This window comes from Devosia sp. (genome assembly GCF_014860165.1).
Classification (GTDB): domain Bacteria; phylum Pseudomonadota; class Alphaproteobacteria; order Rhizobiales; family Devosiaceae; genus Devosia.
This window is the reverse complement of record NZ_JACZKG010000040.1, coordinates 11,744-33,132: the sequence shown is the minus strand read 5'-3', so window position 1 is coordinate 33,132 and position 21,389 is coordinate 11,744. Positions and strand designations below refer to the sequence as shown.

The following is a 21,389-nucleotide window of genomic DNA, read 5'->3' as shown; positions in this document are numbered from 1 at the left end:
GCCCCGAAGGAAACGACAATGTCCCGATCGCGCACCCCGGTTCTGCTCATAGCGGCCTTGCTGGCACCGGCGCTGATTGGGCTTGTCGTTTTCCGCCTTTATCCGGTGGGACTGGCGATCAGCGACAGCCTCTTCAACATGGTGCGCGGCCAGCAGATCTTTGTCGGCCTCGACAATTACCTGTCCCTCCTCACCGACCGCACTTTCTGGAAATCGATGCAGGTGACCCTGTGGTTCAACCTGCTGATCAATCCCATCCAGATCGCGCTCGCCCTGGGCCTCGCGCTGCTCTATGTGCAGAATTTCAAGGGCGTGACGCTCTATCGCGTCCTCTTCCTCATTCCCATCGGCGTCTCGCTCCCCACCGCGGTGATCATCTGGCGCATCATGCTGACCCAAGACGGGCTGGTGAACGGTCTGGTCGGCATAGCCGGCGTGCCTGCACAGCCCTGGCTGACCTCGGAAAGCCTGGCGCTCTATTCCATCATCGCCATAGCCACCTGGAAGGGCATTTCCTACTGGATGATCTTCATTATCGGCGGATTGCAGACCATCGCCCCCGAGATCTACGACGCTGCCCGCATCGACGGCGTCAAATCCTGGCAGCGCCTGATCTTCATCACCATTCCGCTGCTGCGGCCGACCCTGCTCTTTGTGCTCGTTGCCGACGTGACCATCAATTTCCTGCTCTTCGCGCCGATCTTCATGCTGACCCAGGGTGGGCCCGCCGACAGCACCAATGTCCTCATGTACGAAGCCTACAAATCCGGCTTCATCTTCGGCGACATGGGCCGCGCCATGGCCATCATCGTCGTGGTGGTCGCCATCCTCCTCGTCATCGTCGGCCTGCAGTTCAAGTTGTTGTCGAACCGGGAGGCCCGCTCATGAGCACGCATGCGGCAACGCCGAAGAAGGCCCTGAGCCTTGGCCTCAAGCACCTGGTCTATCTCGTCATTGCCTTCATCTTCGTGCTGCCGCTGTGGTGGGCAATCGTCTCCTCGCTACGGCCCAACAGCGCTATCTTCGCTGATATCTTCCCCTTCACGCCCAAGGCATTGCTGCCGACGCCACCGACCTTCGAGGCCTATGCCGGCGTATTCGAGCGCGGCTTCGGGCAGATCATCGCCAATACAATGCTTGTGGCGCTGGTCACCATGGTCGCCGGCCTCGTGGTCAACGGCGCGGCCGGCTTTGCCTTTGCCATGTTCGACTTCAAGGGCAAGAAGATCGTCCTCTCGGCCATCATCATCAGCTTCATGCTGCCCTTCGAGGCCATCGCCCTGCCGCTCTATACAGTCACCCAGCAACTGGGCTGGCTCGACAATATCGCCGCGCTGATCGTGCCCAGCGTCGCCAACGGCCTGGCCGTATTCCTCTTCTACCAATTCTTCAGCCAGGTCCCGAAGGACTATGCCGAGGCCGCCCGTCTCGACGGCGTTAGCTGGCTCAACATTCTCATGCGCATCTACGTGCCCCTGTCGCTTCCCACCTGCATCAGCGCCGCCCTGCTGCTATTCATCTTCCAGTGGGAGGCCTTCCTCTGGCCGCTGCTCGCCATGCCCAGCCAACAGTTCAAGGTCATCCAGGTCGGCATGGCCGCCTTCCAGCAGCAATACCAGACCATCTGGAACCAGCTTTTTGCGGTTTCGGTCATTACCGCACTCATCCCCATCGCCTTGCTCATGCCATTGCAGCGCTACTATGTGCAGGGCCTGGCCGGTGCCGGCATCAAGGGCTGAAGGAGCCTTCCATGGCAGGTCTTTCCCTCTCCAATGTCAGAAAATCGTTCGGCCAGACCGCCATCATCCACGGCGTCGACCTGCACATTGCCGACGGCGAATTCGTCGTCTTTGTCGGCCCTTCCGGCTGCGGAAAATCCACTCTCCTGCGCATGATCGCGGGGCTCGAAAGCGTCAGCAATGGCACCATTGCCATCGGCGGCCGCGATGTGACCCATCTCGATCCCTCCGAGCGCGGCGTCGCCATGGTGTTCCAGTCCTATGCGCTCTATCCGCATATGAGCGTGCGCGACAATATCGGCTTCGGCCTGCGCATGAACGGGGTGCCGCGCGCCGAAGTGGACCGCAAGGTCGCCGACGCCGCCACCGCTCTTCATCTCACTGAATTGCTCGACCGCAGGCCCAAGCAGCTTTCCGGAGGCCAGCGCCAGCGCGTCGCCATCGGTCGCGCCATCGTGCGCCAGCCGGACGTGTTCTTGTTCGACGAGCCGCTCTCCAACCTCGACGCCGAATTGCGTGTGCAGATGCGGCTCGAAATCGCGCGCCTCCATGCCGAACTGGCCGCGACCATGATCTATGTGACCCATGACCAGGTCGAGGCCATGACCCTGGCCGACAAGATCGTGGTCCTGCGCGCCGGCAGCGTCGAACAGGCCGGCACCCCGCTCTCGCTGTATGACGATCCCGAAAATCTCTTCGTCGCCGGCTTTATCGGCTCGCCGCGCATGAATTTCCTCCGCGCCGAATGCGGCACCGATGGCATGATCCGTCTCCCCGACCACCGCAATGTCATTGTTCCTCTGACACTCGCCGCAGCGCCACAGCCCGGCCAGGACCTGCTCCTCGGCGTGCGCCCGGAACATTTTGCTCCAGACGAAGCCGTGAGCCTCAATCTCACCGTCGACCTCGTCGAACATCTGGGCGGCGCGTCCTACGCCTATATCGGCTCCGGCACTGCCCATCCCCTCACGATCGAAATGCGCGATGCCCGTAATGTCGGCCGCGGCACCGTTCTCGAGACCAGCTTCGACCCCAATCGCGCCTTCCTTTTCGACGCAAGGACCGGAGACCGCCTACGATGACGGACGCCCAGACCACATCCGTCGCCGACCTCCCCAAGGTTGAGCTGCACCTCCACCTCGACTGCTCGATGAGCTTTGAATCCGTTGCTGCTCTAGTGCCCGACATGACGCAGGAACGTTACCGCGCCGAATTCCTCGCTCCCAGGAAGTGCGTCAACCTCGTCGATTATTTCCGCTATCTCGCCGCGCCCTGGCCCTGCTGCAGACCGGGCACGCGTTGCGCATCGCCACGATCGACCTCCTGCGCCAGCTCGCCGACGACAATGTCATCTATGCCGAAATCCGCTTCGCTCCGCACCTTCATCAGCGGGACGGCCTGCGCTCGGAAGAGGTCGTGGAAATTGTCCTCGCGGCCGTAAACGAAGGCAAGACCCTCTACCCGGTCGAAGCCCGCCTGATCCTCTGCACCCTGCGCCCTGACGACACAGCGCAGGGTTTTGAAATTCTAGCCCTCGCCGAAAAATACGCGGCCCGGGGCGTGGGCGGGATTGACCTTGCCGGTGACGAGGCCGGCTATGGACTGGCCGAGCATATTCCAGTGTTCCGCCGCGCCGCAGACCGGGGCATCAACGTCACGGCCCATGCCGGCGAAGCCACCGGCGCCAAAAGCGTCGAGGAGGTCGTCACCGAACTCGGCGTCCGCCGCGTCGGCCACGGCGTGCGCAGCATTGAGGACGCCGCCGTCATCAACCTGCTCATCGACCACAAGGTTCACCTCGAAGTCTGCCCCTCGTGCAATATTCAGATTGACGTCTTCCGGACTTACGCCGACCACCCGGTCGAGCGTTTGCGCAAATCCGGCGTCGCTCTGTCCATCAATACGGACGCGCGTGGTCCGACAGATTTGACCCTTCGGCAAGAATATCAACGGATCGAGGCGACCTTCGGCTGGACGAGGCGCGACTTTGTCGCGGCAAGTCTCGCCGCCATCAACGCCAGCTTCCTCGAAGAGTCCTTGCGTGGCAAATTCACACATTCGCTCGTCGAGTTGAGTGGGGAGACGGAAATCGGGCCTTCTTCAAGCCTTGAAATTCCGACCACTAATCAAGTTCGCACCTAGCTCTTGCAGATAGCCGGACGCGCTCAGTGGTGCTAGCGACACCGGCGACTGGGAGTCGTCGCTGACCCGCTTTTTCGGGCAAGCGCTTCGGCTGCGGGCTGCAGCGTACAAATGCCAAACCGAAGTAGCCGACCGGGCATTGCTGGGGGCCGTCTACAACGCGCCCCATTTATACCGATCGGTGATCTGCGATATTTGCCCAATAGCGAACATGCTGACGAACGCCTCTGGCCGGCATGCCGGGGTCCGACCAGAAATTTGGGGGCCGGCGAACTGATCCGTCTGGCCCCGATCTCCGTCCGGGTGGCGAATTCAGTTTGCCTTCACGGAGCTTTGGCACCACGGGCCAGTCCCGGCAGTCGCACGCGGGGCGCTGTGGCGATGCCCTACGCCACCTCGCTATTCAGTCGTGACGCCAGCTTGCGGCATGCCCTTACGGTCATGGCCATGATGGTCAGGGTCGTTCCGGAGACGCCGCTGCCGGCAAACGCGCTGGCATCGGTCACCAGCAGATTGGGCAGGTCCCAACTCTGGTTCCACGCGTTGAGAACGGAGGTCTTAGCGTCGTCTCCCATGCGGGCACCACCGGCTTCGTGAATGGCGGCGCCCATCACCATCGTGCGCGAGAACATCTTGCGAAACACGAAGCGGCTGAGGGGGTTGGCGTCGGGATAGGCGCCGCGTCCCTTTTCCTCGAGGCCCAGGGGGGACCCGACATAGGCGATGCGGCCGCCGGCCTGTTCGATGGTTTCGACAATGGCGCTGATCTGCTGCTTGAGCGTGACGCGGTCCTGCTCGCCGATTTTGCATCGGATATGCGGGATCGGGATGCCCCAGGCATCGCGGCGGCTGGTGTCGAGGGTGATGCGATTGTCCGGCACGGCGTCCATGGCGCCATAGCCGAAAAAGCTGAAGCGGGCATCGGCATTGTCGGGCGTGCTGTAGCGCCCGATGCTGCCCTGAAAGGCAAAGTCGCTGTCGGCCGATTGGCCATCGGCAGCGATGAAGCGCGGCATGTAGATGCCGCCTGACGGGCCGTAGAACGGGTCGGCAGGTGCCGTGTCGGCGCTGGCCCAGCCCTTGGCTTTTGTATAGGTGCCGGCCACCACGCAAGGCAGTTGATCAACGAAGTAGCGGCCCAGTGTGCCCGAACTGTTGCCCAGGCCCTGCGGATGCTGCGGGCTTGCGGAATTGAGCATCAGGCGGATGCTTTCGATCGGGGAGGCACACAGGATGACCGAGCGGGCGCTGACGGTGGTCTTCTGCCGCGCGAGGCGATCGATGACCTCCACGCCTGTCGCCTGTCGCCCGCTTTCGTCGGTCAGGATCCTGCTGACGATGCTGTTGTAGCGGATGTCGAGACGGCCGCTGGCGATGGCATCGCGCAGCGGGCGCAGAACGCGGGTGGCTTCGGGGCCAATATAGCGCCAGGTGACAATCTTGCGTTCAGGCCACTGGCTCTCGACATCGGCCTTGAAGGTCTGCTCGGCGGCCGTCATGGCGGCGCGATGGCCGTAGATGCTGTCGGGAAGCGTGGGGACATTGTCCTGTTCGCCATAAAGAGCGAGCGAGCGTTCCACTTCTTCGTAATAGGGCACCAGATCATCGTAGCCGATCGGCCAATCGACGCCGCGGCCGCTGCGGGTGTGCATCTTGAAGTCGTCGTCCGTCCAGCGCAGCAGGACGCGGCCGAAAACATGGGTGCGGCCACCGGCCTGCCGGCTGCGGATCCAGACAAACGGCGCATCGGGCGGGGTGGTATAGGGCAGTTCGCGGTCGTTGACGAAGAGGTGGCGCTGGCGTGCGTCGAAAAAGGCCGCCCGCGCCTGGATGCCCTGCCCGCCGACAACAGCCTTGACCCGTTGCCAGAGGTTGATGTCACTCTGCCGGCGCACCGATGAAGGATTGAAGTCGCCCACGCCGATCTCGGGGCCGGCTTCCAGTTGAACCACGCGCAGGCCCTGCGCCGTCAGCTCCTGGGCCGCAAACATGCCGGATGCGCCTGATCCGACGATCACGGCGTCGTAAATTGTATCCGACATAGTCGCTCCATTGCTTGGATTGTGTTTGAGATGGCGCCTTGGCAACGCCAGCGATGATCTAGTTGGCCGCTTCGCGCTGCGCTGACGGAACGACCTGATGCCCATCGACCCAGACGGTTGCGACATTGGCGCGGGTCGCCCCATGCATGATCTTCTCAAAGATCGCCGTGGGGTCGGTGAGGTCGAAGAGACGAATGCCGCCGGCCCTCGCGGTCGCATCGATGGCCACCAGGTCGAAGCGGCAGCCCACTGCAAGGCGCCCCACCGGCAGGTCCAGCACGTCGCCGCCACCGGCCGTGGCCAGGTGAAACGCGGCGACCAGATCCACCGCGGAGTTGGGGCGGCCGCGCCGCTCCGGTGGCAGGTCGGGATCGACACCCTCTTCCAGCATGCGCGATGATCGCACCGTCGCCAAGCAGGCGTCGAACATGGACGCCGACGGTCCGCCCGAAATGTCGGTGCCCAGGCCCACGCCCACCTGTCGCTCCAGGGCCTTGCGCAACGGAAAGACGCTGTTGGCAAAATAGATGTTGGACAGGGCGCAATGGGCGACGCCCGCGCCACGGCCGGCGAGCCGATCCATGTCATCGGTTGAGAGGAAAGTGGCGTGGGCCAGGACCGTGCGCCGCGTCAGAAGGCCAAAGCCGTCCAGCGCTTGCGTATCCGTCACGCCGAAGCGGGACAGGGCATGGCCATGCGCCCAGTCGCTTTCCGAGCAGTGGGTCTGGACGTGGCAGTCATACTGGTGCGCCAAGGCGCCCAGTCCGGCCAGCGCCGCTTCGGAGCAGGACGGGGTGAATCGCGGCGTCACTACGGGGAGAACCAAAGCCTCTTGATTGCCCGGATGGGCCCGGATGTATTCGATGACCTCTCGCGTACCTGCGACCGCGGCTTCCGGGGTCGCGTCGCGGTAGCCGTCCGGGCAGGCGGCCGGATCGTCCATGGCAACCTTGCCCACCAGGGCACGTTGGCCGAGCGTCAGGCAGATATCGGCGAGCAGTTTGCTGGCCGCGACATGCTGGGTGGCGAAATAAAGCGCAGTGGTGGTGCCGCCTGCCAGCAGATCCTCCACCAGCGACTGGTAGCGCGTGGCAGCGAATTCGAGATTCGCGTACTGCGCCTCGAGCGGGAAGGTATAGGTATTGAGCCAGGTTTCGAGCGGCGCATCGAGCGCTAGGCCCAGCTGCGGATATTGCGGCGCGTGCACATGGGTATCAACGAAGCCCGGCAGGCCATAGCTGCCCTGCGGCAATCTCAGGGCCATGTCGCCAAAACGCGCTTCGGCGTCGGCGCGGTCCGCATCGTTGGGCCCAAGAACCGCAGAGATGGTGCCGGTTTCGTCGATTGCGATCAGCGTATCGGCGAGGATTTCGAGCCGATCGAGCGCCGGCGCATGGAAGAAATCGCCGATGATGGCGCGGCCACGCAGGCCGGAGCGGAGAGGGGTGTTCATGCTTGGATGTCTCTGACGCTCTGGCGCAAGACCAGTTGGCACGACACTTCGATACGGGTGTTGAGGGGGACCGTCTCGCCTTCCACGATGCGAATGAGGAGATCGGCGGCCTGCTGGCCAAGTTCTGTCGTGGATTGCTGGATTGTTGAGAGGCTCGGAACCAGGAATGCGCCGACAGGCGCCCCGTCAAACCCGATCACCGAGACATCTTCTGGCACGCTGAGACCGGCATCGGTCACCCGCTTGATGAAGCCGATGGCGGTATCGTCATTGGCGCAGACCACCGCCGTTGCGCGACGCTCGGGTGCCGCCTTGAGATAGTCTTCGGCAGCACGAACACCGCCGCCAAAATTGAAGTCGCCGCGGAGGACCTCGAGGCCTTCAGCCGGCACACCCTGGGCGGCAAGGGTCTCGCGCACACCGCTGACGCGCTGGTGTTCATGGTAATTGTCGGCACGCCCCCCGACATAGACGAACTTGCTGTGCCCCATGTCGATCAGCGCCAGCACTGCCTCGGCGATGGCGGTGAAGTCATTGCTGACCACGCTGGGAATGCCGGCCGCGCTCTGGTCGAAATGCAGGGACACAACGGGAAGACCGGCGTCAGCAAGGGTCAGTTCGGCAACCTTGGGGGGGAGTGTGGCCATCAGGATCACGCCGCAAATGGTGCCGCCAAAGGCGGTGGTGATGATGTGTTCATCGGTCCACGCCTCGCGCGACACGTTGGCGATCAACAGATGATAGCCGCGCTCGGTCAACGTCCTGGCCACCGATTCGAGCCCCTCGAGAACGGTCTGAGAGGCTCCGATGTAGAGCGTCTCGGGCAGCACGATCATCACGGTTCGGGTCTGTCCCACGCGCAGGCTGCGCGCTGTCTGGTTGACGGTATAGCCCAGCTTTCGCGCCGCAGCTTCGACCTTCAGGCGCGTCGGTTCAGCAATGCGGCCGGGTTTGGTCAGCGCACGACTCACGGTCGATGTGGCCACTCCAGCCTCGCGCGCCACATCCGAAATGGATGGCCCGAACGCGCGATCATCGTTCCTCGCCATGCTAACTCCCACCCTGCACACCAAATCCCGATCTGCGGATTTGCCTAATTTGAAGGCACCGACCACCCTTGCGTACCAAATCAGCATATGCCATCGTTAGCGCGTTGGCAATCGATTGCCAAACCTGAGTGGTCTAACCGGTGCTGACGGGAAGCGGCGTGTGGAAGGACCTGCAATGCTGTCATTCACGGGTCCCAGAGGAACCACGCCCATGAAACATCTGATGATTGCCGCAGCGCTTCTGGCGGCCACCGCTTATGCAACGCCTTTCGCCTTTGCCCAAAGCCCAATCGACGACACGCCTGCCACGGGGACGCTGCAAGTCTGGATTGGCGGCGCTGAAGGCGAAAAGCTGCCGGCGTTTCTTGCCGACTTCAAAGCGGCAAACCCCGGTCTTGATGTCCAGGTCACCCAGATCCCGTCCGACCAGTTCGATACCAAGCTGCTGACCGCCATCGCGGCCGGCACCGTGCCGGATTTGGTGCGGCTCTATTCGCAGAGCCAGTCCGGGCTCTTGGCCACCGGGGCGTTTGCCGAGGTGCCAGCGGGCCTGGTTGATCCCGAGAGCTTCTTCACCAACACCTACAACACCACCGTCAAGGGCGGCGTCGCCTATGGTCTGCCATGGGACGCCTATGCCACCATCTTCCAGTACCGCAAGGATCTGGCAGACAAGGCCGGCCTTGAAGCGCCCAAGACCTGGGACGAGCTCAAGACCTTTGCCGCTGCCATGAAGGAACAGGGTGTCGAGTGGCCGATTTCGCTCGACGTCGGCTATGACATCTACAATGCGCAGGGCCTGAACGAATATGTGCACCAGAACGGTGGCAGCTTCATCAATGCTGACCAGACGGCCTGGACCATCAACTCCCCCGAGAACGTGGCTGCATTGGAATACTGGGGCTCGCTGATCTCGGAGGGCTTTGCCTCGCCCGATGGCCCGAAATTCCTCGACACCGTGCCGTGGTTCACTTCCGGGCAGATTGTCGCCAAGGACAATGGCCCCTGGCTTGAGCAGTGGCTGGTCGACGCCAATGGCGCCGACTGGGTGAAGAGCAACCTTGCCACAGCACCGGTGCCCGCCGGCCCGGACGGCAGCTTCTCGGCCTTGGGCTCGGGCAGCGTTGCCGTGCTCAAGGATGCCAAGAACCCTGACGCCGCCTGGAAGCTAGCGCGTTACCTGACCGAGCCTGCAACCCAGATCGCCTGGTACAAGACCTTTGGCGCCTTGCCCGCCGTCAAGGCTGCATGGGACGATCCATCCATCGCGTCCAATCCTTTGCTCGATGCGGAGCGCGAAGCCCTGCAGACGGCCGTGGATATTCCGCAGGTTGCCACCTGGCCGCAGGTTGGCACCTATCTTGGCCAGCAGATGGAACTGGTGGCCCGCGGTCAGGCCAGCGCCAAGGACGTGCTTGATGACGTTCAGAGCTTTGCCGAAGGCGCCGGCCTGGGCAACTAATCTCCCTTACGGCCCCGGGGCATCGCGTTCCGGGGCCATTTGCTGCCGTCCTTGTCTGGAGCCCGTCATGTCTCGCTTCGTTTCCTGGATGCAGGCGCCATGCCGCCAGCGCGTCAGCACGGCCTGGCTTTTCATCGCCCCGTTCATGACGATCTTCGTGCTGTTCACGGCAATTCCAGCGGTGCTGGCGCTGATCTACAGCTTTACCGACATCGGCGTTGCTGACATCCGACACCCGCTGGATGTTGATTTTGTCTCGTTCCAGACATTTGCGCGCGTGCTGACCAATCCGGGTTTCCTCAAGTCGATCTGGACCACGGCGCTGTTCGTGGTCATCGGCGTGCCGCTGACCATGATCATCGGTCTGGCCTTGGCGATCGGGCTCAACAATGGCATCACCAAGCTGCGCGCCACCTATCGTGCCGCCTTCTTCCTGCCTGTCATCACCAACATCGTGGCGGCCGCCGTGATCTGGCAATATGCCTTCACGCTGAGTGGGCCGGTCAACTCCATCCTCGCCTCGATCGGCACGGCGGGCCCCAATTGGCTTGGCGACCCACGGATGGCGATGCCCACCGTCATCATGCTGGCCGTCTGGCGCAATGTCGGCACCTGCATGGTGCTGTTCCTGGCCGGGCTGCAGGCCATTCCTGTGGACGTCTACGAGGCCGCCAAGATTGATGGTGCTTCCGCCTGGCGACGTTTTACGGCCATGACGCTTCCCCTGCTCAAGCCGGCAACGCTGCTGGTGACCGTGCTGATGACCGTCTCGTTCATGAACATTTTCGACGAGCCCTATCTGCTCACCAAGGGCGGCCCGCTGAGCTCGACCAAATCGGTTGCCCTTTGGGTCTACGAACAGTTCGGGCAAGGCAATATCGCGCCCGCCATGGCCGGTTCCTACGTCATGCTGGCCATTGTCGTGGTCCTGGGCGTCCTGCAACTCCGCCTGCTGAGGGCCCGCTGATGGACAAACCCCACCCTGTCGTCACAGCCGTCCTCTACGGTCTGTTGACCCTTGGCGCCCTGATTGCCCTGCTGCCCTTTGCCTGGGTCTTGTTCGGTGCGTTCAAGACCCAGGCCGAGATTATGTCCGCGCCCGGGGCCTGGCTGCCGCAGAATTTTGGCAATGTCAGCAACTTCATTGCCTTGTTCGCCGAGCGCATGTTCGGGCGCTACATGCTCAATTCGCTGATTGTGTCGTCGGCAACCGTGGTCACCAACGTGTTGTTCGCCACCATGGCCGGCTATGCCTTGGCCAAGCTGGAATTCCCCGGCCACAAGTTGGTGTTCGCCTGCGTGCTGACGGCCATGATGGTGCCCTATATCGCTCTGTTCGTGCCGCAGTTCTTCATCATCGTGCAGATGGGCCTGGTCAATACGCTGACCGCGATCGTGCTGCCGATGGCGGTGATGCCGATTGGCGTGTTCATCATGCGCCAGTTCGCCGATTCCGTTCCCACCGAATTGCTCGAGGCTGCCCGCATCGATGGTGCCGGCGAGTTCGCCATCTTCTTCAAGATATTTCTCCCCCTGGTCGGCCCGGCAATGGCGACGGTGGCAATCATCACCTTCCTAAATTCGTGGAATTACTTCCTCTGGCCGCTGATCGTGGCGCAGAACCAGGACACCTACACCCTGCCGGTCGGCCTGGCCGTGGCGTCGCAGGGCGCCAAGTCGACCGACTATGGGCTGCTGCTGGCCGGGGCCATCGTGGTGTTGCTGCCCGTGCTGATCCTCTTCCTCTTCCTGCAGAAATACTTCGTTCAGGGCATTGCCGGCACCGGCATCAAATAGCCCCGTCATACCGAGCCCTCTGGCTCAGCAAGGGATTTTCATGCCGTTCACCGTGGCGACCGACATCATCACTTTCTACGATCCTTCGTTCTGGGGCCTGAGCACGTTTGACGAGACGCTGGCCTGGGGCGCAACCCACCCACGCGCATTCTGGGACAAGGTGCTGGCGACGCTGTCCGGCACAGGTGTCACCGGGCTGGAACTGACCTTTGGTCCGGGCAGCATCGACAATGCCCTTCTGGCCTATGGCGGCGTGGCCGCCTTCAAAGCGGCGCTGGAATCGGCAGGCATCAGCGTTGTCAGCGCCTTTGTTGCCGATGGTCCGAAGTGGGATGGTGATGCGGGCCTGCCCGCCATTGTCGCCGACGCTGAACGCCGTGCCGATGTCCTGGCCGCGCTCGGCGCTGAAATCCTTGTCTGCGGCCTGCCCATGCGCAAGACCTTTGGCGAGCAGCCGCCGGTGTTTGTCGACGGCCGCTACATGCAGGCCATGGCCGACATTGCCCATGCCGTGGGGGATGCGGTCGCCCAGAAGGGCATCAAGCTGACGCTGCACACCGAATCCAACAGCACGCTGTGGTATGAGCGTGACATCGATCTGTTCATGGCGCTGACTGACCCGCGCTATGTCTGGCTTTGCCCGGACTCCTGCCACATCGCCCTGGGCGGCGGCGATCCGGTGCGCGTGGCAGACCGCCACAATCAGCGCATTGCCCTGGCGCATTGGAAAGACGCACTCGGTCCCATCGAGCGGCACCTGATCATTGACGCGACCATCTACGGTCAGCAGCAGCGCTACATGGCGGATTTCGGCAAGGGCGTGGTGGACTGGGCCGGCTGGTCCGCGGCCATGGCGCGCACGCCCGGTGGAGACATCGCCCTGATCGAGCTCGATGTCGCAGCCGATCCCGTCGCTGCCCTGCGCGAGGGCCTGGCAGTCGTATCGCGCTATCGCGCATGATCGCGTTCAGCGTCTGCATCGAAACCGCCTTCACCGAAGACGATGGGGATTTTCCCCAGCGGGTTCGTGCCGCCGCAGCCAGCGGTTTCAACGCGGTCGAGATCTGGGACTGGTGGACCAAGCCCCTGGCGGAGTTGCGCAACGCCCTGCGTGATACCGGCACGGCGCTCCATACGCTCTGCGTGGAGGATTGGCGGGACAAATGCCGGCTTGGCGATGCGGCAGCGCGTGACCAATTCGTCGAGCGCGTGCAGCGTGCCGCTGCGGCCGCCCTCGATCTTGGCACGCCCAATCTCGTGGTGCTGCCCGGCGATCGCCTCGAGGGCGTGGACGAGGCCATCCAGCACCATGCCCTAATGGCAGCGCTCGACGCAGCGGCGATAGCGATCGCCGGCTCCGGCCTGACGCTGCTGCTCGAAGTGGTGAACCGGCAGTTCGAAGGCCCCAATGCCTTGGTTCGGGATTCCCGGACGGCCCTTGATCTGCTGCGCCGGCTTGGTCGTCCCGACGTTGCCTTCCTCTATGATCGCTACCACGCCATCCTCAACGCCGAGCCCCTGGGTTGGGCGATTGAAACGAACATGGATCTCATCGGCCATGTTCAGGCCGCCGACGTGCCGGGGCGGCACGAATTCGGCACGGGAACGGTCGACTGGGCAAAGGAACTGCATTGGCTGGGCGACGCGGGATACACCGGCTTTGTCGGGATCGAAGCCATACCGCTTGGCCACAGCCGGGAGCTGCATGCCCAGGCCAGCCGCCTGCTTGTGACGCCGGGATAGGCCGATGGACGGCCTTGTGACGGCCATTCCAGGCGAGCACGCCCTTCAATTGAATATCGGGGCAGCCCAGTAGCGGACAGAGACTGGGGCCGCCCGCAATTTGTCCGCTTTCGCTTCAACTCATCCAGAACTTGCCTGTCCACTTACGGCCCCTTTCTTGCCGCTGGCCGGATCCTGATGAATGGCCGGAAGGGGGCCGGTTGCGGTCGGTCCGCTTTCGATGTTCCACCCAAGGGAAAGCGGACGTTTGACCGACGACGTTGACCAGACGGCGATTACCCAGGAGCGTGCTGGGCGTCTGTGATCATCTGCACGCGATCTGCACGATTCGTCGACATTGGCTGCACACTTGGCTGGTGGGTAGCGCAGGAACCCAAGATCGGTTCCGCGCCCTCCATCACACTCAGTGTGGCCCATGACCTTGTTCCGCGTTGCGATCCTTCTTCCGTCCGTGCTTCTGGCAGGCTGCTCAAGTCTCACCGCGCAATATGTGCGGCCCGCGCTGCCCAATGCGCCGGCCTTGCAGGATAGTGCTGGTATCAGCGCGCCGGTGGCCGCGGCCAACTGGTGGCGCAGCTTTGGCGATCCCAAGCTCGATCTACTGGTCGAGGCGGTGCTGCAGAACAACAATGATATCCTGGCGGCAACGCTGCGGGTCAGGAAAGCCCAGTTGCAGGCCGACCTGGCCGGGGCTGCCAAAATCCCGGTGCTCAGCGGCACCGGCAATGCGCAGACCAGCATGGTGCTGGCCGAGGGCACTTCAAGCAATAGTTTCACCCTGGGATTGGGCGCCACCTATGAGCTCGATCTGTGGGGGCGGCTGTCCAGCGGGCAGGATATCGCCGCGCTCCAGGCCGCGGCGTCCATCGAGGACGTGGAAAGCGCGCGAACCACGATCATCGCCTCCACGATCGAGGCCTATTGGCGCCTCGCCTTTACCAATCAGGACCTGGCGATTGCCCGGGCTGGCCTTGATGCCGCTCGGGAGGTCGAGAGCCTGGTCAAGAGCCAGGCCGCTGTGGGCGCTGCGACTGAGCTCGAACTGGCGGAGGTGCGCCAATCCGTGGAAAGCCAGGCCGCCCAGCTCTCGGACCTCGAGCAGAATCGCGTGGTGCTGCGCAATGCATTGGGCGTGCTGCTCAACGGCGTGCCAAGTCCCGTCCCCGAGCCACAGCTGCTGCCGCGGCGCACGCCGGTTCAGATCACCGCTGGGCTGCCCGCTGAACTGCTGTCCCGCCGCCCAGACCTGCGGGCCGCCGAGCTGCGCCTGCGGGCAAGCCTGCGCACTGTCGACAATACGCGCGCCAGCCTCTATCCGCAGATCAGCCTCACCGGCGATCTTGGCACCAGCAGCACCGATCTTCTAGGCATCCTGGCCAATCCAGTCGCGGCGCTCGGCGCCGGGCTGGTGCTGCCTTTCCTCAATTTCAAGGATGGCGAGCTGCGGGTGAAAGTGTCCGAGGTGGACTATCAGGTCGCGGTATCGGAGTTCCGCGCGTCCCTGCTGACCGCCTTCAGCGACACCAGCAACGCGCTGAGCGCCCGAACCGCCCTCAATGAAAAGTCCCGTCGCCTGCGCGCGGCGCTTGAGGCGGCACAGGCCGCCGATCGGCTGACCGGTGAACGCTATCGCGCCGGAGCGGTGGCCCTGCGTATCTGGCTCGACGCCCAGGAGCGCAGCCGCGCCGGTGAGCGCGCGCTGGCCGCCAACCGGCTAGAGCAATTGCTGGCCGAGGTACAGATCTTCCGCGCCCTCGGCGGCTCTCCATCCCCTTCAGTGGCGCTGTAAGCGCACCCTCTCCATTGCTGGATCGCCCGATGTTTGTCCGCATTGCTCCCGTTCTCTCCGCTATCCTCGTCGCCACGCTGCTCGCGGGATGTTCTGCTTCGTCAGAGCCTCCTGCCGCCGAAAGTGCCGAGGCCGCGACGCAGGCGCCCCTGGTGACGGTGATGCCGCTGCAAGCAAGATCGGTGACGGTCTGGGATGAACTTCCCGGCCGGATATCGGCTTTTCGCACCGCCGAAATCCGACCGCAGGTCAGCGGTCTGATCATCGCCCGGTCGTTCGAAGAGGGCAGCTACGTCACCCAGGGGCAGGCCCTGTTCCAGATCGACACGGCGTCGTTTGCCGCCGATGTAGCCAGCGCCGAGGCCGCGTTGCAGAAATCGAATGCCGTGCTCGCACAGGCCGCTGCCGAACTCGACCGGTCGGATGTGCTGCGACAGAGCAACAATATCAGCGACCAGAACTATGACCAGATTGCCTCGCAGCACGCCCAGGCCGCGGCCGACGTCGCACAGGCCGAGGCGGCGCTGAAAAAGGCGCGCCTGTCGCTCGAGCTTGCCACCGTCAAGGCGCCCATCGACGGGCAAATCGGTGCCGCCACGGCCGGAGAAGGCTCGCTGGCGGAAGCCACGAGCGCCACCAGCCTTGCCACCATCCAGCAGATCGGCAAGGTCCATATCGATATCCGTCAGCCCGCCTCCCGGCTTGAGCATCTGCGGGCCATGGCGCGCACCGGGGGCCTGCAGCAGGCCGGCGCTATCCCGATCGAAATTCTGCTCGGCGACAGCGACGATAATATCATCGCCGCCAGAGCTCTGTTCTCCGACATCAGCGTCGATGAGGGCACCGGCAATGTGCGCCTGCGGGCCGTGGCTGAAAACGCCGATCGTCGCCTGCTGCCGGGCATGTATGTGCGGGCCCGGGTGCCGCGTGGCATCTATCCCGATGCCGTTAGCGTGCCGCAGCAGGCCGTAGTGCGAGACGCGCTCGGCGTGCCCAGCGTCTATGTCGTGGATGCCACCAGCAATGCCGCAGCCAAGCCGGTGCAGCTGGGTGAACTGGTGGAGGGCAGATACATCATCCGCGCCGGCCTGGTGGCCGGAGATCGCATCGTCGTCGAGGGACAGGAGAAACTGGCAGCCCCGGGCGCGGTGCGCACCGTCGAATTCGGCACAAAACCGGATGAACCCGCTTCACCCGCGCAAAACGACTGACCGGAGCGAGCAGAAAATGCCTCAGTTTTTCATCGATCGCCCCGTCTTCGCGTGGGTCGTAGCCGCTTTCATCACGCTGTTCGGTATCATCGCCATTCCGCAGCTGCCCGTTGCGCGATTTCCCTCCATTGCCCCGCCCAGTGTCAGCGTCTTCGCCAGCTATTCGGGCGCCTCGGCCCAGACCGTCAATGAGACCGTGGTCGTCCCGATCGAACGCGAGCTGACAGGCGTCAAGAACCTGCTCTATTTCAGCTCGAGCGCCGATAGCACGGGGAGCGCCAACATCACCCTGACCTTTGCCCCGGGCACCGATCCGGAGCTGGCCATGGTGGATGTGCAGAATCGCCTCAAGGGCGTCGAACCCCAGCTGCCGCCGCTCGTCCGCCAGGGCGGTCTGGCGGTCGAATCGGCGTCGGCGGGCTTTCTTGCCATCGTGACGCTGACCTCCGAGGGCAATCGCCTGTCCGCACTCGATCTGGAGGATTACCTCGCCAAATACATCGTGCCCGAGCTCAAGCGCGTCAAAGGCGTCGGGCGCCTGCAATCCTTCGGCACCGAGAAGGCGATGCGCATATGGGTCGACCCGCTCAAACTCGAAATGCTCAATCTGAGCATTGCCGACGTGACCTCGGCCATCCAGGGGCAGAACCTGCAGATCGCGCCGGGACAATTGGGAGCAGGCCCCACCGTGCCCGGCCAGACCGTCACCGTGCCCCTTACCGTGCGCAGCACGCTTTCGACGCCCGAGGAATTCGGCAAGCTCGTGGTCAAGGGCGAGCGCAACGGCGCCACGGTGCTGTTGAGCGATGTGGCGCGCGTTGAAATCGGCGCCCAGACCAGCTCGTTCTCGATGCTGCAGAACGGCAACCAGGCGACGGGCGCTGCCATCCAGCTGTCGCCTGGGGCAAATGCCGTGGCCACTGCCAACGCCATCAAGGCGCGCCTGGCCGAGCTCAAGCTCGCGATGCCGCAGGGCATGACCTATGCCCTACCGTTCGACACCTCGCCGTTCATCAAGGTGTCCATCGAAAAGGTCATCTACACGCTCTTTGAGGCCATGGCCCTCGTCTTCGTGGTGATGTTCCTCTTCCTGCAGAATATCCGCTACACCATCATTCCCGCCATCGTGGCGCCAGTCGCCCTGCTCGGTACATTCGCGGTGATGTTCCTGGCCGGCTATTCCATCAATGTGCTCACCATGTTCGGCATGGTGCTGGCCATCGGCATCATCGTCGATGACGCCATCGTGGTCGTGGAAAATGTCGAGCGCATCATGGCGAGTGAGGGACTCTCGCCCAAGGACGCGACGCGCAAGGCCATGAAGGAGATCACCGGCGCGGTGATCGGCATCACGGCGGTGCTGGTGGCGGTGTTCATTCCCATGGGCCTTGCCAGTGGCTCGGTGGGCGCGATCTACCGGCAGTTCACCCTGTCGATGGCCGTGTCCATCCTGTTCTCGGCCTTCCTGGCTCTCACGCTGACGCCGGCGCTGTGCGCCAACCTGCTCAAGCCCGTCCAGCACGGAAATCGGAAGTGGGCGCCATTTGCCCTGTTCGACCGGGGTGTCGACAAGGTTACCCGCGGCTATGGCAAGACCGTCGCAGGCTTGTTGCGGCGCGGCGGCCGCATGATGGCGCTTTACGTCGTCCTGGTCGGCGCCCTGATCTACTGGTTCCCGCTGATCCCCACGGCGTTCGTCCCGGACGAGGACCAGGGCAACTACACGGTGTCCGTCGCCTTGCCGGCTGACGCCACCGAGGAACGCACCGCCAAGGTGACCGATCTGGTCAACGCTGCTGTGACCAAACGCGAGGCCACGCAGGACAACCTCCTGATCAATGGCTTCAGCGACGTGGGTTCGGGTGCCAATGCCGCCACGGCTTACGTCACGCTCAAGGATTGGAAAGACCGCGCCGACCTCCCCGCCAGCGAGGAAGTTGCCGCCATGACCGAGGCCCTGGCTGACGTGCCGGAAGGCTCGATCCAGGTCTCTCTGCCGGGCGCCATAGAGGAACTCGGTGGCGGCGCGGGCTTCAGCTTCGTGCTGCAGGACCGCGGCGGCAAGGGGCTCGAAGCCCTCATGGCGGCGAAAAAGCAGTTGCTCGAGGCCGCCGCAAGCAGTCCCAAGCTCGCCAGTCTCAACCAGAACAGCCTGCCCAACGGCCCCAATGTCGAGCTCGAGGTCGACCGCAACAAGGCACAGGCACTCGGTGTCTCGTTCCAGGCGATCAGCGAAACGCTGGGCACCGCGATCAGTTCGAGCAATGTGGGAGAGTTCTCCAATGCCGGCAAGTTGCAGCAGGTCATCGTCCAGGCCGATGCGCGCTATCGCATGCAGGTCGATGACGTGCTCAAGCTCTTCGTGCGTAACGACAAGGGCGGCATGGTCGCCCTGGGTGAAGTGGTGACGGCCAGGTGGAACAGTTCGCCCCGTCAAATCTCGCGCCATAACGGCTATCTGTCGGTCGATCTGGGGGGCGAAGGGGCAAAGGGCGTGGCCAGCGGCGATGCCATGGCCGAGGTCGAGCGGCTGGTGCGGCAATTGCCGGAAGGGTTCGGTATCGAATGGACGGGCGAATCGCTGCAGGAGCGCGATTCCGGCGCGCAGATGCCATTGCTCATGGCGCTCTCCATGCTCGTCGTCTTCCTGGTGCTCGCCGCGCTCTATGAGAGCTGGACGGTGCCCATCTCGGTGCTGCTGGTGGTGCCGCTCGGCATTATCGGTTCGGTCGCGGCGGTGCAACTGGGCGGACAGTCCAATGACGTCTTCTTCAAAGTGGGCCTGATCACGGTGATCGGCCTCTCCGCCAAGAACGCCATCCTGATTGTCGAATTCGCCAAGGCCAAGCTCACCGAAGGCTGGACCCTGCGCGACGCCATCGTCGAAGCCGGACGGCTGCGCATCAGGCCGATCGTCATGACCTCGCTGGCCTTCGCGCTGGGCGTCCTGCCACTCGTCCATGCCCACGGGGCCAGCGCGGAAACACAGAAGGCCCTGGGTACCGGTGTGCTCGGCGGCGTCATCGCCGCAACGCTCTTCGCCCTGCTCTTCGTCCCGGTCTTCTACTACGTGGTGATGTCGATTTTCGGTCGCAAGAAAGTCTCGCTGGCCCCGATAGTCACGCCAACGTCAACGGGTTCCGATCATGCATGATCCCTACGAGGACTATGAGGATTCCGCTACCCAGCACGCGCCCCTGCGCCGCGTGTTGGGGCTGTTCCGTCCGCATGGCAAGGCGCTGCTCATTGTCCTTGCACTCATCATTGTGGCCGGCGCCGCCGGCGCCACCGCGCCGTTTCTGGTCCGCAGCGTGATCGACGATGCGCTTCCCGCCAGCAATGTTGGACTGCTGCTGCTGCTTTGCGGCGGCCTCATCGGCGTCGCAGTACTGTCGGCTATCGCCAGCCTGTTCCAGTCCCATGTATCGACCCACATTGGCCAGCAGGTCATGCACGAATTGCGGGTCGCGCTGTACCAGCACCTGCAATCGCTCTCACTGGCCTTCTTCGCCACCGCCCGCACCGGCGAAGTGCAGTCGCGCATGTCGAGCGACATTGCCGGGTTGCAGGCCCTGTTCACCGATACGGCCTCCGATTTCGCCCGCAATGTCAGCATCGTGCTGACCACCATCGTGGCCATGATCCTGCTCGACTGGCGGCTGGCTCTGGCTTCTCTGGTGTTCATGCCGGTGCTGGTATGGCTGAACAATCGCGTCGCGGCCCTCCGCGAACGCATCACCTTCGAGCAGCAGGACCGCATCGCCGATATGTCGGCAACAGTCACCGAGTCGCTCTCGACCGGCGGCTTCATCCTTGCTGGCACCATGGGCCGCGCCCGTCATCTTGTGCACCTCTTCCGCCAGACCTCGGCCGATGTGGCCAGGCTCGAACTGCGCTCGCACACGGCCGGTCACTGGGAAATCGCCATCGTCATGTTCGCGCTCGACATCCTGCCGGCGCTGACCTTCCTGATTGGCGGGCTGCTGCTGGCCCAAGGCGTGGGCGCTTCCATCGGCACGCTGGTGGCACTCATCGCCCTGCAGGAGCAATTGCTGTGGCCGATGCTCGAACTGTTCGAAGCGCGGGTCGAACTGTCGAAGGCGCGGGCGCTGTTGACGCGCGTCTTTGGCTATCTCGACACCGAGCCCCTGGTGGTCCAGTCGCAAAAACCGACGGTGATCGACCTCGGCAGGTTCCGTGGCGATGTCGCCTTCGAGGGCGTTTCCTTTTCCTATCGGGAAGCGGACCGGCCGACCCTGCACGACATCAACCTGCACATTCCAGCAGGCAGCCACACCGCCATTGTCGGCACCACGGGCTCGGGCAAAAGCACACTCGGCTATCTCATGGCGCGCCTCTATGACCCCGATCAGGGCCGCGTCTGCTTCGACGGTACGGACATTCGCAACCTCAGCTTCGAGACATTGTCCCATGTGCTGGGTGTGGTGACGCAGGACCCGTTCCTGCTTAATGCGAGCATCGAGGAAAACCTGCGCTTCGCCAAACCGGAGGCCTCCAATTCCGAACTGGCAGACGCAATCGAACTGGCGCAACTGACCGCAACGGTCGCGGCCCTGCCCAATGGCATAGGCACCCCTGTGGGCGAGCGCGGCTATCAATTTTCGGGCGGGGAGCGCCAGCGCCTGTCGCTGGCCCGCACCGTTCTGCGCGACCCCAAGATCCTGCTATTGGACGAAGCCACCAGCGCGCTCGATCCGGAGACCGAAAAGGCCCTGGCTGCTGCGCTGCAAGGCTCTAGCACCAGAACGGTCGTGTCCATCGCCCATCGGCTGTCCACCGTGCGTCATGCCGACCAGATCGTGGTGCTCGACGAGGGTCGCATCGTCGAGATCGGTACCCATGATGCCCTGCTCGTCGCAGGTGGCCGCTATAGCCGCCTGGCAACGATCGGATGATAGGCATTGACGTCTCCAAGCCAAGTCTGATGACCTCCCCGCAAAA

16 protein-coding genes are annotated in these 21,389 nt (G+C 63.5%); 13 read left to right on the top strand and 3 right to left on the bottom strand.

Features of this window, described 5'->3' with window-relative positions:
* The first annotated feature begins 18 nt into the window (after nucleotides 1-18).
* The 4 genes from IH615_RS09245 (at nucleotide 19) to add (ending at nucleotide 3,881) form a co-directional block, all read left to right on the top strand.
* Entirely contained in the window at nucleotides 19-888 is an 870-nt protein-coding gene (locus IH615_RS09245; protein WP_291361579.1) for a sugar ABC transporter permease, read from the top strand.
* Nucleotides 885-1,739, top strand: coding sequence for a carbohydrate ABC transporter permease (locus tag IH615_RS09240; RefSeq protein ID WP_291361578.1), 855 nt, complete (start codon nucleotides 885-887; stop codon nucleotides 1,737-1,739). Before IH615_RS09245 ends, IH615_RS09240 begins: the two co-directional genes overlap by 4 nt.
* Nucleotides 1,740-1,750: 11 nt before the next feature.
* A complete protein-coding gene (gene ugpC / locus IH615_RS09235) occupies nucleotides 1,751-2,821 on the top strand; it encodes a sn-glycerol-3-phosphate ABC transporter ATP-binding protein UgpC (protein WP_291361577.1) in 1,071 nt (356 codons plus the stop codon).
* A gap of 148 nt (nucleotides 2,822-2,969) precedes the next feature.
* Nucleotides 2,970-3,881, top strand: a complete 912-nt coding sequence (gene add, locus IH615_RS09230) for an adenosine deaminase (protein WP_291361576.1) — start codon at nucleotides 2,970-2,972, stop codon at nucleotides 3,879-3,881.
* Between the two features lie 386 nt (nucleotides 3,882-4,267).
* Here the strand turns inward: add and IH615_RS09225 are convergent, their stop codons facing one another.
* From IH615_RS09225 to IH615_RS09215, 3 genes are read right to left on the bottom strand one after another with little or no spacing between them, the layout of a single operon-like run.
* Complete coding sequence (locus IH615_RS09225) at nucleotides 4,268-5,923, bottom strand: GMC family oxidoreductase (protein ID WP_291361575.1); 1,656 nt, start codon at nucleotides 5,921-5,923, stop codon at nucleotides 4,268-4,270.
* Between the two features lie 58 nt (nucleotides 5,924-5,981).
* The gene (gene guaD / locus IH615_RS09220) at nucleotides 5,982-7,376 is read right to left on the bottom strand and encodes a guanine deaminase (protein WP_291361574.1); all 1,395 of its coding nucleotides are present in this window, start codon (nucleotides 7,374-7,376) and stop codon (nucleotides 5,982-5,984) included.
* Nucleotides 7,373-8,425 (bottom strand): LacI family DNA-binding transcriptional regulator, encoded by a 1,053-nt coding sequence (locus tag IH615_RS09215; RefSeq protein WP_291361573.1) that lies wholly within the window; start codon nucleotides 8,423-8,425, stop codon nucleotides 7,373-7,375. Before IH615_RS09215 ends, guaD begins: the two co-directional genes overlap by 4 nt.
* Nucleotides 8,426-8,636: 211 nt before the next feature.
* On the opposite strand from IH615_RS09215, the gene IH615_RS09210 reads away from it, so the two are divergent.
* The 9 genes from IH615_RS09210 to IH615_RS09170 all read left to right on the top strand — a co-directional run bounded on the left by IH615_RS09210 (nucleotide 8,637) and on the right by IH615_RS09170 (nucleotide 21,343).
* Complete coding sequence (locus IH615_RS09210) at nucleotides 8,637-9,887, top strand: extracellular solute-binding protein (protein WP_291361572.1); 1,251 nt, start codon at nucleotides 8,637-8,639, stop codon at nucleotides 9,885-9,887.
* Nucleotides 9,888-9,954: 67 nt separating this feature from the next.
* Nucleotides 9,955-10,854 (top strand): sugar ABC transporter permease, encoded by a 900-nt coding sequence (locus IH615_RS09205; protein ID WP_291361571.1) that lies wholly within the window; start codon nucleotides 9,955-9,957, stop codon nucleotides 10,852-10,854.
* On the top strand, nucleotides 10,854-11,684 hold the full coding sequence (locus IH615_RS09200) for a carbohydrate ABC transporter permease (protein ID WP_291361570.1): 831 nt from the start codon (nucleotides 10,854-10,856) through the stop codon (nucleotides 11,682-11,684). Before IH615_RS09205 ends, IH615_RS09200 begins: the two co-directional genes overlap by 1 nt.
* A 40-nt stretch (nucleotides 11,685-11,724) precedes the next feature.
* Nucleotides 11,725-12,645 carry a sugar phosphate isomerase/epimerase gene (locus IH615_RS09195; protein WP_291361569.1) on the top strand — a complete coding sequence of 307 codons (921 nt, stop codon included), beginning with the start codon at nucleotides 11,725-11,727 and terminating at the stop codon, nucleotides 12,643-12,645.
* Nucleotides 12,642-13,427 carry a TIM barrel protein gene (locus IH615_RS09190; RefSeq protein ID WP_291361568.1) on the top strand — a complete coding sequence of 262 codons (786 nt, stop codon included), beginning with the start codon at nucleotides 12,642-12,644 and terminating at the stop codon, nucleotides 13,425-13,427. The genes IH615_RS09195 and IH615_RS09190 overlap by 4 nt, the downstream gene beginning before the upstream one ends.
* A 415-nt stretch (nucleotides 13,428-13,842) precedes the next feature.
* A complete protein-coding gene (locus tag IH615_RS09185; protein ID WP_291361567.1) occupies nucleotides 13,843-15,216 on the top strand; it encodes an efflux transporter outer membrane subunit in 1,374 nt (457 codons plus the stop codon).
* A gap of 29 nt (nucleotides 15,217-15,245) precedes the next feature.
* Nucleotides 15,246-16,427, top strand: coding sequence for an efflux RND transporter periplasmic adaptor subunit (locus IH615_RS09180; protein WP_291361566.1), 1,182 nt, complete (start codon nucleotides 15,246-15,248; stop codon nucleotides 16,425-16,427).
* Nucleotides 16,428-16,443: 16 nt separating this feature from the next.
* Nucleotides 16,444-19,581 carry a multidrug efflux RND transporter permease subunit gene (locus IH615_RS09175; RefSeq protein WP_291361564.1) on the top strand — a complete coding sequence of 1,046 codons (3,138 nt, stop codon included), beginning with the start codon at nucleotides 16,444-16,446 and terminating at the stop codon, nucleotides 19,579-19,581.
* Complete coding sequence (locus tag IH615_RS09170; RefSeq protein WP_291361563.1) at nucleotides 19,574-21,343, top strand: ABC transporter ATP-binding protein; 1,770 nt, start codon at nucleotides 19,574-19,576, stop codon at nucleotides 21,341-21,343. The genes IH615_RS09175 and IH615_RS09170 overlap by 8 nt, the downstream gene beginning before the upstream one ends.
* Nucleotides 21,344-21,389 lie beyond the last annotated feature (46 nt).

Coding starts and splice junctions, on each gene's coding strand:
- IH615_RS09245 (WP_291361579.1), top strand. CDS start 19: ATGTCCCGATCGCGCACCCCGGTTCTGCTCATAGCGGCCTTGCTGGCA.
- IH615_RS09240 (WP_291361578.1), top strand. CDS start 885: ATGAGCACGCATGCGGCAACGCCGAAGAAGGCCCTGAGCCTTGGCCTC.
- ugpC (WP_291361577.1), top strand. CDS start 1,751: ATGGCAGGTCTTTCCCTCTCCAATGTCAGAAAATCGTTCGGCCAGACC.
- IH615_RS09225 (WP_291361575.1), bottom strand. CDS start 5,923: ATGTCGGATACAATTTACGACGCCGTGATCGTCGGATCAGGCGCATCC.
- guaD (WP_291361574.1), bottom strand. CDS start 7,376: ATGAACACCCCTCTCCGCTCCGGCCTGCGTGGCCGCGCCATCATCGGC.
- IH615_RS09215 (WP_291361573.1), bottom strand. CDS start 8,425: ATGGCGAGGAACGATGATCGCGCGTTCGGGCCATCCATTTCGGATGTG.
- IH615_RS09210 (WP_291361572.1), top strand. CDS start 8,637: ATGAAACATCTGATGATTGCCGCAGCGCTTCTGGCGGCCACCGCTTAT.
- IH615_RS09205 (WP_291361571.1), top strand. CDS start 9,955: ATGTCTCGCTTCGTTTCCTGGATGCAGGCGCCATGCCGCCAGCGCGTC.
- IH615_RS09200 (WP_291361570.1), top strand. CDS start 10,854: ATGGACAAACCCCACCCTGTCGTCACAGCCGTCCTCTACGGTCTGTTG.
- IH615_RS09195 (WP_291361569.1), top strand. CDS start 11,725: ATGCCGTTCACCGTGGCGACCGACATCATCACTTTCTACGATCCTTCG.
- IH615_RS09190 (WP_291361568.1), top strand. CDS start 12,642: ATGATCGCGTTCAGCGTCTGCATCGAAACCGCCTTCACCGAAGACGAT.
- IH615_RS09185 (WP_291361567.1), top strand. CDS start 13,843: ATGACCTTGTTCCGCGTTGCGATCCTTCTTCCGTCCGTGCTTCTGGCA.
- IH615_RS09180 (WP_291361566.1), top strand. CDS start 15,246: ATGTTTGTCCGCATTGCTCCCGTTCTCTCCGCTATCCTCGTCGCCACG.
- IH615_RS09175 (WP_291361564.1), top strand. CDS start 16,444: ATGCCTCAGTTTTTCATCGATCGCCCCGTCTTCGCGTGGGTCGTAGCC.
- IH615_RS09170 (WP_291361563.1), top strand. CDS start 19,574: ATGCATGATCCCTACGAGGACTATGAGGATTCCGCTACCCAGCACGCG.